The organism is Quadrisphaera sp. DSM 44207, assembly GCF_900101335.1.
Classification (GTDB): Bacteria; Actinomycetota; Actinomycetes; order Actinomycetales; family Quadrisphaeraceae; genus DSM-44207.
Window position 1 is genome coordinate 169938 of sequence record NZ_FNKA01000001.1, and the last position, 13787, is coordinate 183724.

Annotated in this window: 13 protein-coding genes; 5 read left to right on the forward strand and 8 right to left on the reverse strand. The window is 75.2% G+C overall.

Annotated features, from left to right (window positions below):
* Positions 1–91: 91 nt before the first annotated feature.
* Positions 92–1498 carry a glycine--tRNA ligase gene (locus tag BLS82_RS00750; RefSeq protein WP_092860765.1) on the reverse strand — a complete coding sequence of 469 codons (1407 nt, stop codon included), beginning with the start codon at positions 1496–1498 and terminating at the stop codon, positions 92–94.
* A gap of 87 nt (positions 1499–1585) precedes the next feature.
* On the opposite strand from BLS82_RS00750, the gene BLS82_RS00755 reads away from it, so the two are divergent.
* The 4 genes from BLS82_RS00755 to BLS82_RS00770 are packed head-to-tail and all read left to right on the forward strand — an operon-like array spanning position 1586 to position 4860.
* Positions 1586–2623 carry a metal ABC transporter substrate-binding protein gene (locus BLS82_RS00755; RefSeq protein WP_092860767.1) on the forward strand — a complete coding sequence of 346 codons (1038 nt, stop codon included), beginning with the start codon at positions 1586–1588 and terminating at the stop codon, positions 2621–2623.
* A complete protein-coding gene (locus tag BLS82_RS00760) occupies positions 2620–3495 on the forward strand; it encodes a metal ABC transporter ATP-binding protein (RefSeq protein ID WP_218123408.1) in 876 nt (291 codons plus the stop codon). Before BLS82_RS00755 ends, BLS82_RS00760 begins: the two co-directional genes overlap by 4 nt.
* A 1-nt stretch (position 3496) precedes the next feature.
* On the forward strand, positions 3497–4426 hold the full coding sequence (locus tag BLS82_RS00765) for a metal ABC transporter permease (protein ID WP_218123409.1): 930 nt from the start codon (positions 3497–3499) through the stop codon (positions 4424–4426).
* On the forward strand, positions 4423–4860 hold the full coding sequence (locus BLS82_RS00770; protein ID WP_255378023.1) for a Fur family transcriptional regulator: 438 nt from the start codon (positions 4423–4425) through the stop codon (positions 4858–4860). The genes BLS82_RS00765 and BLS82_RS00770 overlap by 4 nt, the downstream gene beginning before the upstream one ends.
* A gap of 32 nt (positions 4861–4892) precedes the next feature.
* Here the strand turns inward: BLS82_RS00770 and BLS82_RS00775 are convergent, their stop codons facing one another.
* Positions 4893–5720: an isoprenyl transferase gene (locus tag BLS82_RS00775; RefSeq protein WP_369811029.1), complete on the reverse strand. Its 828-nt coding sequence runs from the start codon at positions 5718–5720 to the stop codon at positions 4893–4895.
* Positions 5721–5725: 5 nt separating this feature from the next.
* Complete coding sequence (gene recO / locus BLS82_RS00780; protein WP_092860769.1) at positions 5726–6457, reverse strand: DNA repair protein RecO; 732 nt, start codon at positions 6455–6457, stop codon at positions 5726–5728.
* Positions 6458–6603: 146 nt separating this feature from the next.
* On the opposite strand from recO, the gene BLS82_RS00785 reads away from it, so the two are divergent.
* Positions 6604–7791 carry a glucose-1-phosphate adenylyltransferase family protein gene (locus tag BLS82_RS00785; protein ID WP_092860771.1) on the forward strand — a complete coding sequence of 396 codons (1188 nt, stop codon included), beginning with the start codon at positions 6604–6606 and terminating at the stop codon, positions 7789–7791.
* 49 nt (positions 7792–7840) lie between these two features.
* Here the strand turns inward: BLS82_RS00785 and leuA are convergent, their stop codons facing one another.
* From leuA to BLS82_RS00810, 5 genes are all read right to left on the reverse strand, one after another.
* Positions 7841–9577 (reverse strand): 2-isopropylmalate synthase, encoded by a 1737-nt coding sequence (leuA, locus tag BLS82_RS00790; RefSeq protein WP_092860773.1) that lies wholly within the window; start codon positions 9575–9577, stop codon positions 7841–7843.
* A 342-nt stretch (positions 9578–9919) separates the two neighbouring features.
* Positions 9920–10843, reverse strand: coding sequence for a GTPase Era (gene era, locus BLS82_RS00795; protein WP_092860775.1), 924 nt, complete (start codon positions 10841–10843; stop codon positions 9920–9922).
* Entirely contained in the window at positions 10840–12174 is a 1335-nt protein-coding gene (locus BLS82_RS00800; protein ID WP_092860777.1) for a hemolysin family protein, read from the reverse strand. Before BLS82_RS00800 ends, era begins: the two co-directional genes overlap by 4 nt.
* Positions 12171–12626, reverse strand: coding sequence for an rRNA maturation RNase YbeY (gene ybeY / locus BLS82_RS00805; protein WP_092862430.1), 456 nt, complete (start codon positions 12624–12626; stop codon positions 12171–12173). Before ybeY ends, BLS82_RS00800 begins: the two co-directional genes overlap by 4 nt.
* A complete protein-coding gene (locus tag BLS82_RS00810) occupies positions 12623–13708 on the reverse strand; it encodes a PhoH family protein (protein ID WP_092860779.1) in 1086 nt (361 codons plus the stop codon). Before BLS82_RS00810 ends, ybeY begins: the two co-directional genes overlap by 4 nt.
* Positions 13709–13787 lie beyond the last annotated feature (79 nt).

The following is a 13787-nucleotide window of genomic DNA, read 5'->3' on the forward strand; positions in this document are numbered from 1 at the left end:
GGGCGCCCAGTGCCCGTAGGACGAGCACTGGGCGCCCCCGTGCTCATCAGCCGGGCGGGCGGGGCGATCAGTGCAGGCGGCGGCGTGCGGCTCAGGCGCCCACGAGGCGGGCGGCCAGGTAGGACTCGACCTGGTCCAGGGACACGCGCGTCTGCGCCATCGAGTCGCGCTCGCGCACCGTGACGGCCTGGTCCTCGAGGGTGTCGAAGTCGACGGTGAGGCAGAACGGGGTGCCGACCTCGTCCTGGCGCCGGTAGCGGCGTCCGATCGCGCCGGCGTCGTCGAAGTCGACGTTCCAGTTCTTCCGCAGCCGCGCGGCGAGGTCGCGCGCCTTCGGCGAGAGGTCGCCGCTGCGCGAGAGCGGCAGCACGGCGGCCTTGACGGGCGCGAGGCGGTGGTCGAGGCGCAGCACCACGCGCGTGTCGACGCCGCCCTTGGCGTTGGGCGCCTGGTCCTCGGCGTAGGCCTCGACGAGGAACGCCATGAGCGAGCGCGTCAGGCCCGCCGCCGGCTCGATGACGTACGGCGTCCAGCGCTCGCCCTTGGCCTGGTCGAAGTACGACAGGTCCACGCCCGAGTGCTCGCTGTGCGTGGACAGGTCGAAGTCGGTGCGGTTGGCGATGCCCTCGAGCTCACCCCACTCGGAGCCGGGGAAGCCGAAGCGGTACTCGATGTCGACGGTGCGCTTGGAGTAGTGCGACAGCTTCTCCTCCGGGTGCTCGTAGTGGCGCAGGTTGTCCCGGGAGATGCCGAGGTCGACGTACCAGCGCGTCCGCTCGTCGATCCAGTACTGGTGCCACTGCTCGTCGGTGCCGGGCTCGACGAAGTACTCCATCTCCATCTGCTCGAACTCGCGGGTGCGGAAGATGAAGTTGCCCGGGGTGATCTCGTTGCGGAACGACTTGCCGATCTGCCCGATGCCGAAGGGCGGCTTCCTGCGCGCCGAGCCCATGACGTTGGCGAAGTTGACGAAGATGCCCTGCGCGGTCTCCGGGCGCAGGTAGTGCAGGCCGGACTCGTCCTCGACGGGGCCGAGGTGGGTCTTGAGCATCATGTTGAAGTCGCGCGGCTCGGTCCACCGACCGCGCTCCCCGCAGTTCGGGCAGGCGATGTCGGCCAGCCCGTTCTCGGGGGCCCGGCCCTTCTTCGCCTCGTACTCCTCCTGGAGGTGGTCGGCCCGGAAGCGCTTGTGGCAGTTCTGGCACTCCGTGAGCGGGTCGGTGAAGACGCCGACGTGCCCGGAGGCGACCCAGGTCTGGCGGGGCAGGATCACCGAGGAGTCGAGGCCGACGACGTCGTCGCGGCTCTGCACCACCGCGCGCCACCACTGGCGCTTGATGTTCTCCTTCAGCTCCACGCCGAGGGGGCCGTAGTCCCACGCGGAGCGCGTCCCCCCGTAGATCTCCCCCGAGGGGAAGACGAAGCCGCGGCGCTTGCACAGGCTGACGACGGTGTCGATGCGGCTCGCGGACGGTGCGGTGGACGGCGACGTGGCCACGGGTTCCCTCTCCGGCTGGGGTGTCGGCGGACGGGCAAGGCTACCCGCGGGCCCGGCGGCTTTGACACGAGCCCGCCCAGCACGAGAATGGTTGTCGTGAACTGCAGGCTCGTCGGCGCCCCGGTGCTCGCCACCGCCTTCCTGGTCCTCGCCGCGTGCGCGGGCTGCACCGGCGGGTCCGCGCAGACGTCGGCGGCCACCGGGAACGGCAGCAACGGCGCGGACGGCGGCGACGGCAGGGACGGCGCGGACGCCGGCGTGCAGGTGCTCGCGTCCTTCTACCCGCTGCAGTTCGTCGCCGAGCGCGTCGGCGGCGATCGCGCGGCGGTGACGAACCTGACCCCGCCGGGGGCGGAGGCGCACGACCTCGAGCTCGCCCCCTCCGACGTCGCCGCGGTCGGCGAGGCCGACCTCGTGCTGCACCTGGGCGGGTTCCAGCCCGCCGTGGACGACGCGGTGGAGACGACCGGCGCCGGCAACAGCATGGACGTCGCGGAGGCCGCCGACCTCAGCCTCGCCGGCGGCGAGGGCGCCCACGCGGAGGAGCACGCCGAGGAGGAGCACGCCGAGGAGGAGCACGCCGAGGAGGCCGCAGGAGCCGAGGCGCCCGACCCGCACTTCTGGCTGGACCCGCTGCGCCTGGCCGCGGTGGGGGACGCCGTCGCCGCGCGGCTGGCGCAGGTCGACCCCGAGGGCGCCGCCGCGTACGAGCAGGGCGCGGCGCAGCTGCGCCAGGACCTGCAGGCGCTCGACGCGGAGGTCGAGCAGGGCCTGAGCAGCTGCACCGACCGCACGCTCGTCACCAGCCACGAGGCGTTCGCCTACCTCGCCGACCGCTACGACCTGGAGCAGGTGGGCATCAGCGGCCTGTCCGCCGAGGACGAGCCCACCGCGGCCCAGATGGCCGAGGTCACCGACTTCGTGCGCGTCCACGGGGTGAGCACGATCTACGTCGAGACCCTCGTGGCGCCCGAGCTGGCCGAGACCGTCGCCGCGGAGACCGGCGCGAGCACCGCCGTCCTGGACCCGCTGGAGGGCCTGACCGAGGACGCCGCCGGGGAGGACTACCTGGCGGTGATGCGCGCCAACCTCGAGGTGCTGCGCGCAGGGCAGTCGTGCGCGTGAGCGCGGCCCCGCACCTGCGGCGCCCGCCGTCCGCCGCGGCGGACGCCGCCGTGCTGTCCTACCGGCGCTGCAGCCTCGGCTACCGGGGCGTCCCCGTGGTGCGCGACGTCGACCTGCAGGTGCGCCCGCGCGACTGCCTGGCGCTGCTGGGCCCGAACGGCTCCGGCAAGACCACGCTCGTGCGCGGCGCCCTGGGCCTGGCCGAGGTGCTCTCCGGGGAGCTGGAGGTGCTCGGCACGGGGGTGGCGCACCTGCGCCGGCGCGCGGCGCTCGGGTACGTGCCGCAGCGGCACACCGTCGCGGCGTCCGTGCCCGTCACCGTCGCCGAGGTGGTGGCGGTCGGGCGGCTGCCCCGCACCGGCCCGCTGCGCCGCCTGACCCCCGCCGCCCGGCGCCGGGACCGCCTGGCGGTCTCCGGGGCCCTGGAGGCGGTGGGCCTGGCCGACCGCGCGCGCAGCAGCGTGGCGCAGCTGTCGGGCGGGCAGCAGCGGCGCGTCCTCATCGCCCGCGCGCTGGCGGCCGAGCCGGAGGTGCTCCTGCTCGACGAGCCCACCGCGGGCGTCGACGAGGAGAACCAGCACGCCCTCGTGGAGGTGCTCGCCGAGCTGTCCTCCGCCGGCACGACCATGGTGATCGTCACGCACGAGCTGGCGGCCGTGCGCGGGCTCGTCGACCGGGCGGTCCGCCTCGTCGACGGCAGGGTCGTCGAGGACCGCCGCCTGCCCGCGGAGCCGGGGGCCGCGGGCCGGCGCGCGCACCCGACGCACCCGGACGAGGACCACCCGGCGGACCACCACGACCACGAGGACCACGGCAGCGGCCCGCGCGGGCGCCGCCGCTCCTTCCTCACCGGCCCGGCCATGGAGCGCTGAGGTGGAGGTCCTCGACTACGACTTCATGCGCCGCGCGCTGCTCGCGGCGGCCATGGTCGGCCTCGCCGCACCGGTGGTCGGCGCGTTCCTGGTCCAGCGGGGCCTGTCCCTGGTCGGGGACGGGCTGGGCCACATGGCGCTCGCGGGCGTGGCGGCGGGCCTGCTGACGGGCGCGGCGCCGGTGTGGACGGCGCTGGTCGCCGCGGCGGGCGCGGCCGTCGTCCTGGAGGCCGTGCGCGCCCGCGGGCGCACGAGCGGTGACGTCGCCCTGGCGATCATCTTCTACGGCGGCATCGCCGGCGGGGTGGTGCTCGTCAGCCAGGCGCCGTCCGGCAGCCCCGCCGTCCTGTCCAACTACCTCTTCGGCGCCATCACGACGACCTCCCCCGCGGACGTGCGCACCTTCGGCGTCCTCGCCGCGGTCCTGCTCGCGGCCGTGCTGGTGCTGCGGCCGTGGCTGTTCGCCGTCAGCAACGACGAGGAGTACGCCCGCGCCGTGGGCCTGCCCGCCCTGGGCGTCAACACGGCGCTGGCGGTGATGACGGCCGTCACGGTCGTGCTGTCCATGCGCACCGTGGGCCTGCTGCTCGTCAGCGCGCTCATGGTCGTCCCGGTCGCCACGGCGCAGCGGGTCTGCCGCGGGTTCACCGCCACCCTCGCCGCGGCGTGCGCGATCGGCCTGGCGTGCAGCCTGACCGGGGTGACGGCGTCCTACTACGCCGACACGCCCTCGGGCGGCACGATCGTGCTGCTGGCGCTCGCCGCCTTCCTCGCGGTGGCGCTCGCCGCGGCGGTGGCGCCCCCGCTGCGGCGGCGCTCGGCGGCGGCGCGGGCGGTCACGGCAGCGGGCACGGCAGCGGGCACGGCAGCGGGCACGGCAGCGGGCACGGCAGCGGGCACGGCAGCGGGCACGGGAGGAGCGGGAGCGTGAGCGAGCAGGTGGAGGAGCGGGACGGGCGCCCGGCGTCGGGACGGCGCCGGGCGGGGCGCCAGCGCGCCGCCGTCCAGGAGCTGCTGGGCGCCGGCTCCTCCTTCCGCAGCGCGCAGGAGATCTACGCCGACCTGCGCGAGCGCGGCAACCCCATCGGCCTGGCGACCGTCTACCGGGCGCTGCAGGCGATGGTCGAGGACGGCGAGGTGGACGTGCTGCGCAGCAGCGACGACGCCGAGGCCGTCTACCGCCGGTGCAGCCGGGGACACCACCACCACCTGGTGTGCCGGCGCTGCGGGCGCACGGTGGAGGTCGAGGACCAGGCCGTGGAGCGCTGGGCGGGCGCGGTGGCGCACGAGCACGGGTTCACGGACGTCGCGCACCAGGTGGAGGTCTTCGGCACCTGCGCCCAGTGCGCCGCACCCTCCTCGTGATCATGCAGGTCCGGTCGACCGGACCTGCATGATCACGACGGGGTGGGGGGAGCCGCCCGGTCGACCGCTCCCCCGTACCGGCGGTCGCGCCGGGCGTACAGCTCGACCGCGCGCCACAGGGTGCGCCGGTCGACGTCCGGCCACAGGTCGTCGAGGAAGACCAGCTCGGCGTAGGCGGACTGCCAGAGCAGGAAGTTGGAGGTCCGCTGCTCCCCGGACGTGCGCAGGAACAGGTCGACGTCCGGCAGGTCGGGCTCGTCGAGGTGGCGCGCGATGGTGCGCTCGTCGATCCGGGCCGGGTCCAGCCGGCCCGCGGCGACCTCGGCGCCGATGGCGCGCACGGCGTCGGCGATCTCCGCGCGCCCGCCGTAGTTCACGCACATCGTCAGGGTGCAGGTGGTGTTGGCCGCGGTGAGCCGCTCGGCCTCCTCCAGCTCGGCGACCACGCTGCGCCACAGCCGCGGACGGCGCCCGGCCCACCGCACCCGCACGCCCCAGGCGTGCATCTGGTCGCGGCGGCGGCGGATGACGTCGCGGTTGAAGCCCATGAGGAAGCGCACCTCCTCGGGCGAGCGCTTCCAGTTCTCGGTGGAGAAGGCGTAGGCGGACACGTGCCTCACGCCGACCTCGATGGCGCCGGCGACGACGTCGAGCAGCGCCGCCTCCCCCGCCTCGTGCCCGGCGGTGCGCGGCAGGCCACGGGCGTTGGCCCAGCGGCCGTTGCCGTCCATGACGATGGCGACGTGGCCCGGCACGAGCTCGGGCGGCAGCTGCGGCGGGCGGGCGCCGCTGGGGTGCGGCGGGGGCGCGAGCACCTCGCGGGCAGCGGGGGCGCCCGCTCGGTCGCCGCCGCGGCGCAGGCCCCTCACGCGCGCTCGACCATGCGCAGGGAGCGCACGCCCCGCTCCAGGTGCCACTGCAGGTAGGCGGCGACCAGCCCGCTGCCCTCGCGGTGGTGGCGCGGGTCGGCGGCGTCGGCGTGCTCCCAGTCGCCCGAGAGCAGGGCCGAGAGCAGCACGAACGTCGCCGGGTCGGGCGCCGAGGAGCCCGGCGGGCGGCACTGCGGGCACACGGCGCCGCCGGCCGCGACGGCGAACGCGCGGTGCGGGCCCGGGGCGCCGCAGCGGGCGCAGTCGCGCAGGCTCACGGCCCACCCGGCGACCGCCATGGAGCGCAGCAGGTACGCGTCGAGCACCAGCGACGCCTCGTGGCCGCCGGCCGCCAGGGTGCGCAGGGCGCCCACGAGCAGCAGGAACTGCTGCGTCGCGGGCTCGCGCTCGACCTCGGTCAGCCGCTCCGCCGTCTCGGCCATGGCGGCCGCGGCGGTGTAGCGCGGGTAGTCGGCCGCGAGCGCGCTGCCGTAGGGGCCCAGCACCTCCGCCTGCGTGACGACGTCGAGGGAGCGGCCGGCGTGCAGCTGGACGTCGACGAGCATGAACGGCTCCAGCCGCGCGCCGAACTTGCTCCTGGTGCGGCGCACGCCCTTGGCCACGGCGCGCACCCGCCCGTGGTGGCGCGTGAGCAGCGTGACGATGCGGTCGGCCTCGCCGAGCTTCTGGGTGCGCAGGACGACGGCTTCGTCGCGGTACAGGCGCACAGGGCGATTGTGCTGCACCGGTCGGACAGTCCTGGCCGGCCCGCGGTCCCGCCGGCTGCGGCCGATCACGGCCGGACGACCGGTCATCATGGGGCAGCGCGCACGAGGCGGGCGTGGGGAGAACGATCACGGGGTAGACGTCGGGCATGGCTCTCCCCCGGGTCCTCGTCCTCGTCCTCGCCGGCGGCGCCGGTGGCCGCCTGGAGCTGCTCACCGACCACCGCGCCAAGCCCGCCGTCCCCTTCGCCGGCGTCTACCGGCTGATCGACTTCCCCCTCAGCAGCTGCCAGCACAGCCAGCTCGCCGACGTGTGGATCTCGGTGCAGTTCCAACCCGCGTCGCTCTCGGAGCACCTGGCCAACGGCCGCCCGTGGGACCTCGACCGCACCACCGGCGGCCTGATGACCCTGCCGCCCTACCTGGGCACCGAGCGCGGCGGCTGGAACTCCGGCACGGCGGACTCGCTGTGGCGCCACGCGGACCTCGTGCGCTCCTACGGCGCCGACGCCCTCGTCGTCCTCAGCGCGGACGCCGTCTACCGGTGCGACTACCGCCAGGTCGTCGAGGAGCACCTGGACACCGGTGCCGAGGTGACGATGGTGACCACCGAGGTCGCCGCGGACGACGCCTCGCGCTACGGCGTCGTCGAGGTCGGGGACGACGGGCGCGTGCGCGACTACGCGTACAAGCCCGAGCGGCCGCGGACGACGACCGCGACCACCGAGGTGTTCGTCTTCGACCCGCAGCCCGCGCTGGACCGCCTCGAGGAGCTGGCGGCCGACGCCGGCGAGGAGGGTCTGGAGGACCTGGGCACGCAGCTGCTGCCCGCCCAGGTGCGCGACGGGCGGGCCCGGGCCCGCGCCCTGGGCGGTCACTGGCGCGACGTCGGCACCGTCGAGGCGTACTGGCAGGCGCACCAGGAGCTCCTGGCCGACGACCCGCCGCTGGACCTCGACGACCCCGCCCGGCCGGTGCGCACCCGCGGCGGCGGGCACAGCGCCGCGCGCGTGCTGCGCGGCGCGCAGGTGGAGCAGAGCCTGCTCGCCGGCGGCACGCGGGTGGCCGGCACCGTGGTCGGCTCCGTGCTCTCCCCCGGCGTCGTGGTCGAGGAGGGCGCCGTGGTGACCGGCTCGGTGCTCCTGCCCGGCGTGCGGGTGCGCTCCGGGGCGACCGTCACCCGCGCCGTCCTCGACGACGGCGCGAGCGCGGGCCGCGGCGCCGTGGTCGGCGGCGAGGACGGCGACGTCACCCTGGTCGGGCGCTCGGCGGTCGTGGCCGACGGCGCCCGGGTGGCGCCCGGCGCCCGCGTGCCCGACCCGGACCAGGAGCGCTGACCCCGGCCCCCAGCCCGCAGGTGCACGATCGCCGCGGTGGGGCGGGCAGTCAGCTCCTCGGGCGGGTGGCGCGGTTGACCGCCGAGACCACGGCCTTCAGCGAGGCGACGACGATGTTGGCGTCGATGCCCACGCCCCACAGCACGCGGTCCCCGACCTCGCACTCGACGTAGGCGGCCGCCGTCGCGTCCCCGCCGGCGCCGAGGGCGTGCTCGGCGTAGTCGAGCACGCGCACGTCCACGCCGACCTGCCCGAGGGCGGAGACGAAGGCGGCGATGGGGCCGTTGCCGAGCCCCTCGAGGGTGCGCGGCTGCCCGTCCACGAGGAGGTCGACCGAGAGCGCGTCGGCGCCCTCGACCTGGCTGGCCGAGCGCAGCCCGCGCAGGGAGAAGCGCCCCCAGGCGCGCGACGGGTCGGGCGCGGGCAGGTACTCGTCGGCGAACGCGTCCCACAGCTGGGCGGCGGAGACCTCCCCGCCGGAGGCGTCGGTGCGCGCCTGCACGACCTGGCTGAACTCCACCTGCAGGCGCCGCGGCAGGTCCAGGGAGTGCTCGGTGCGCATCAGGTACGCCACGCCGCCCTTGCCGGACTGGCTGTTGACGCGGATCACGGCCTCGTAGCTGCGCCCGACGTCCTTGGGGTCGATCGGCAGGTAGGGCACCGCCCACTCGAGCTCGTCGACGCCGGCGCCCCGCGCGGCGGCGCGGCGCTCCATCGCCTCGAAGCCCTTCTTGATCGCGTCCTGGTGGGAGCCGGAGAACGCCGTGTACACGAGGTCCCCGCCGTAGGGGTGCCGCTCGTGCACGCCGATCTGGTTGCAGTACTCCACGGTGCGCCGCACCTCGTCCAGGCGCGAGAGGTCCACCTGCGGGTCCACGCCCTGGGTCAGCAGGTTCAGCGCCAGGGTGACGAGGTCGACGTTGCCGGTGCGCTCGCCGTTGCCGAACAGGCACCCCTCGACCCGGTCGGCGCCGGCGAGCAGGCCCAGCTCGGCGGCCGCGACGGCGGTGCCGCGGTCGTTGTGCGGGTGCAGGGAGAGGATCACGTCGTCCCGGTGCGCCAGGTGGCGGCCCATCCACTCGATCGAGTCGGCGTAGACGTTGGGCGTGGCCATCTCCACCGTCGCCGGCAGGTTGATGATCGCCTTGCGGTCCGGGGCGGGCTCGAAGACGCCGAGCACCTCGTTGCAGATGCGGGCGGCGAACTCCAGCTCGGTGCCGGTGTAGGACTCCGGGGAGTACTCGTAGCACACCGCCGTGCCGGGCAGGGACTCCTCGAACTTGCGGCACAGGCGCGCCCCGGACAGCGCCAGGTCGACCACGCCGTCCTCGTCGAGGCCGAAGACGACCTCGCGCTGGAGCACCGACGTCGAGTTGTACAGGTGGACGATCGCCGAGCGGGCCCCGCGCAGGGACTCGTAGGTGCGCTCGATCAGGTGCTCGCGCGCCTGCGTGAGGACCTGGATCGTGACGTCGTCCGGGATGCGGTCCCCCTCGACGAGCTGGCGGACGAAGTCGTAGTCGGTCTGGCTCGCCGAGGGGAACCCGACCTCGATCTCCTTGTAGCCGAGGCGCACGAGCAGGTCGAACATCCGCATCTTGCGGTCCGGGCTCATGGGGTCGATCAGGGCCTGGTTGCCGTCGCGCAGGTCCACGGCGCACCAGCGGGGCGCGGACGTCGTGCGCCGCGAGGGCCACGTGCGGTCGGGCAGGTCGACGGAGAAGGTCTCGGCGTAGGGGCGGTACCTGTGCACCGGCATCGGGGACGGCTGCTGGGGACTGCGCATGGTCACGAACCTCGCGGGGGAGCGGTTGAGCGGCCGGCAGCGGCGGACCCCGCGGCGAGGGAGCCGACCTAGGGCTGCGGGACCTCGCCGCGGCGACCGAGGAGCAGCGCCGCGCGCACGCCGTCACGCTACCCCACCGGGTCGCACCAGCGGGCGCGCCGGCAGGGACGGGGACGGACCACCACCGGGCTGGTCAGACCGCCGGACACCGGGCCTGACCGGTCAGGGCGAGGACGCGGCGGTCCACGGCCAGCTCGACGGCCTCGTGGGCGACGTCAGCACGGAGGCGCTGGACACCAACGGCACCAGCACGACGCCGCGGCCTGACGCCACCGGGACGGCTCAGAAGCCCAGGCGGGCCAGCTGGCGCGGGTCGCGCTGCCAGTCCTTGGCGACCTTCACGCGCAGGTCCAGGTGCACGCGCGTGCCGAGCAGCCGCTCGATGCTGGCGCGGGCGGTCGTGCCGACCTCGCGCAGCCGGGACCCGCCGCGGCCGATGACGATGCCCTTCTGGCTGTCGCGCTCGACGTAGAGCACCACGTGCACGTCCAGCAGCGGCTCCTGGTGCGGGCCGCGGTCCTCGCGCGGGGCCATCTCCTCCACGACGACCGCCAGGGAGTGCGGCAGCTCGTCGCGCACGCCCTCCAGCGCGGCCTCGCGCACCAGCTCGGCGACCATGACGGCCTCCGGCTCGTCGGTCAGCTCCCCCGCCGGGTACAGCGGCGGCCCCTCGGGCAGGTGGGAGACGAGGACGTCGGCGACGACGTCGACCTGGAAGCCGTCGAGGGCGGAGACCGGGACGACGTCCGCCCACTCGCGGCCCTGCCCGGTCAGGCCGGTGACCTCCACGAGCCGCTCGGCCAGGCGCGCCCGGTCGACGGCGTCGGCCTTGGTGACCACCGCCACCACCGGGGTGCGGCGCAGCTCGGCCAGCTGGTCGGCGATGAAGCGGTCCCCGGGCCCGGCCCTCTCGTCCGCGGGCAGGCAGAACGCGACGACGTCGACCTCGGCGAGGGTGGCCATCACCAGGTCGTTCAGCCGCTGGCCCAGCAGCGTGCGCGGGCGGTGCAGGCCGGGGGTGTCGACGAGCACCAGCTGCGCGTCGGGGCGGTGGACGACGCCGCGCACCGTGTGCCGCGTGGTCTGCGGGCGCGAGGAGGTGATGGCCACCTTCTCGCCGACGAGCGCGTTGGTCAGGGTCGACTTGCCGGCGTTGGGCCGCCCCACGAGGCACGCGAAGCCGGAGCGGTGGGGCGCCGTCGTCACGAGGCGGCCTCGCGCGCGGGCACGGCGCCGATCGCGCCGTCCTCCGCCGGGGCCGAGTGCGCCTCCTCGTCGGCGCGCCGGGCGAGCACGGTGGTGATCCGGTGGCCGTCGACCGCCTCCGCGGTCAGCTCGAGGCCGGCGACGCGCACACGGGCGCCCTCGTCGGGCACCGTGCCGAGGACCTTGGCGAGCAGCCCGCCGACGGAGTCCACCTCGTCGTCCTCGACGTCGATGCCGAACAGCTCGCCCAGCTCGTCGATGGGCAGCCGGGCGTTGACGCGGAAGGCGCCGTCACCGAGCGGCACGACCTCCGGCGGCTCGCGGTCGTACTCGTCCGCGATCTCGCCGACGATCTCCTCGAGCAGGTCCTCGAGCGTGACCAGCCCCGCCACGCCGCCGTACTCGTCGACGACGACGGCCAGGTGCAGGGAGTCGTGCTGCATCTCGCGCAGCAGCGTGTCGACCTGCTTGGTCTCGGGCACGAACACCGCCGGCCGGGCCAGGTCGCCGGCCCGGGTCGCGCCGCCGCGCCGGTCCAGCAGCGCGCGGGCGACGTCCTTGAAGAACAGGACGCCCACGACGTCGTCGACCGACTCGCCCACCACGGGCACGCGCGAGCGGCCCGAGGACAGGAACGTCGTCATGGCCTCGCGCAGGCTCGCCCGTGCGGGCAGGGTCACCATGTCGGTGCGCGGGGACATCACCTCGCGCACCAGGGTGTCCCCCAGCTCGAACACCGAGTGGATCATCTGCCGCTCGCCGGCCTCGATGATCGAGGACTCGCTCGCGCGGTCGACCAGCTCCCGCAGCTCGCCCTCGCTGGCGAACGGCCCGTCGCGGTAGCCCTTGCCCGGGGTGATGGCGTTGCCGACCAGCACGAGCAGGCGGGCGATCGGCCCGAGCAGCCTGGCGAGCAGCCGCAGCCGCGGCGCGGCCCGCAGCGCGACGCCCTCGGCGTGCTGGCGCCCGACCGTGCGCGGGCTGACCCCGAGCAGCACGAACGAGACGACGCCCATGACGACGACGGCGATGAGCAGGCCGGCCCACCAGCTGTCGGTGAGGGCCTCGGCGGCGACGGCCACGCACACCGCGGCGGCGGTCTCCGCCGTCACGCGCGCCAGCGTGGAGACCGACAGCGCCTGGGAGGGGTCGGTGACGAGGTCCTGGACGGCGCTCGCGCCGCGGCGCCCCTCGGCGACCAGGCGGGCGGCCTCGGCGCGGGTGAGGCGGCCGACGGCGGCCTCGGCGGCGGCCAGGGTGGCGGCCACGACGACGAGGACGGCCGCCGCCACGAGCAGCCAGACGGCGAGGGCGGGCGAGACGTCGGTCACGAGCGGCGCGCGAGGAAGGTGGCGAGCAGCCGGCGCTGCAGGTCGAACATCTCCCTCTCCTCCCCCGGATCGGCGTGGTCGTACCCCAGCAGGTGCAGGATCCCGTGGGTCGTCAGCAGCAGCAGCTCCTCCTCGACCGGGTGGCCGGCCTCGGCGGCCTGCTCGGCGGCGACCTCGGGGCACAGGACGACGTCGCCGAGCAGCCCGGGCGGGCTGGTCGCGTCGTCCCCGCCGGGGCGCAGCTCGTCCATGGGGAAGCTGAGGACGTCGGTGGGGCCCGGCTCGTCCATCCACTGCTCGTGCAGCGCGCTCATGGCGGCGGGGTCGACGACGAGCAGCGACAGCTCGGCCTGCGGGTGCACGCGCATCTCGTCGAGCACCCAGCGGGCGCAGTCGGCCAGGGCGCGCTCGTCGACGCCGGCCCCGGACTCGTTGACGACCTCGACGCTCACCGCCGGCCCCGCGCGGACCCGGCCGCCTCGGCCGGGGGACGGGCGGACTCCCACCGCCCGTAGGCGTCGACGATGTCGCTGACCAGCCGGTGCCGGACGACGTCCGTGCTGGTCAGCGTCGAGAAGTTCACGTCCTCCACGCCGTCGAGGATGTCCTGGACGACGCGCAGGCCCGAGGCGGTGCCGCTGGGCAGGTCCACCTGGGTGACGTCGCCCGTGACCACCATCTTCGAGCCGAAGCCGAGGCGGGTGAGGAACATCTTCATCTGCTCGGCGGAGGTGTTCTGCGCCTCGTCGAGGATGATGAACGCGTCGTTGAGGGTGCGCCCGCGCATGTACGCCAGCGGCGCGACCTCGATGGTGCCCGAGGCCATCAGCCGCGGGATGGAGTCGGGGTCGACCATGTCGTGCAGCGCGTCGTACAGCGGCCGCAGGTACGGGTCGATCTTGTCCGTGAGGCTGCCGGGCAGGAACCCCAGCCGCTCCCCCGCCTCCACCGCGGGCCGGGTGAGGATGATGCGGGTGACCTGCTTGGCCTGCAGGGCCTGCACGGCCTTCGCCATCGCCAGGTAGGTCTTGCCGGTGCCGGCCGGGCCGATGCCGAAGACGATCGTGTGCTGGTCGATGGCCTCGACGTAGCGCTTCTGCCCCACGGTCTTGGGGCGGATGCTGCGCCCGCGCCCGGAGAGCACGTTCATCGTCAGCACGTCGGCGGGCCGCTCGACGGTCTGCTGGCGCAGCATGCCGATCGAGCGCTCGACGGCGTCGGGGCTCAGCGCCTGCCCGGCGCCGAGGACGACGAGCATCTCGTCGACGAGCCGCTCCACGAGCGCGATGTCGCCCGGCTGCCCGGTCAGGGTGATCTCGTTGCCCCGCACGTGGACGTCGACGCGGGGGAAGGAGCGCTCGACGACCCGCAGCAGCTCGTCCCGGGTGCCGAGGACGGCGACCATCGGGACGTCGGGGGGCACGACGATCCGGTGATGGACCCCGGCGCGGGCCTCGCCGGCGCGGGCGGCGAGCCGCCCGTCGGGCGCGGAGGTCGGAGGAGAGGACGGGAACTGCGACGGCTGGTCGGCCATGGGACGGGCGGACGCCCTGGGCTCCTGGTGGTCGGGCCCCGGGGGCGGAGCCGCTCGGTCCCCATGGTACTGCGAGGGG

Excerpts from the sequence above, each read along its gene's own strand:
- BLS82_RS00755 (WP_092860767.1), top strand. The coding sequence starts at position 1,586 with ATGGTTGTCGTGAACTGCAGGCTCGTCGGCGCCCCGGTGCTCGCCACC.
- BLS82_RS00785 (WP_092860771.1), top strand. The coding sequence starts at position 6,604 with ATGGCTCTCCCCCGGGTCCTCGTCCTCGTCCTCGCCGGCGGCGCCGGT.
- leuA (WP_092860773.1), bottom strand. The coding sequence starts at position 9,577 with ATGCGCAGTCCCCAGCAGCCGTCCCCGATGCCGGTGCACAGGTACCGC.
- BLS82_RS00810 (WP_092860779.1), bottom strand. The coding sequence starts at position 13,708 with ATGGCCGACCAGCCGTCGCAGTTCCCGTCCTCTCCTCCGACCTCCGCG.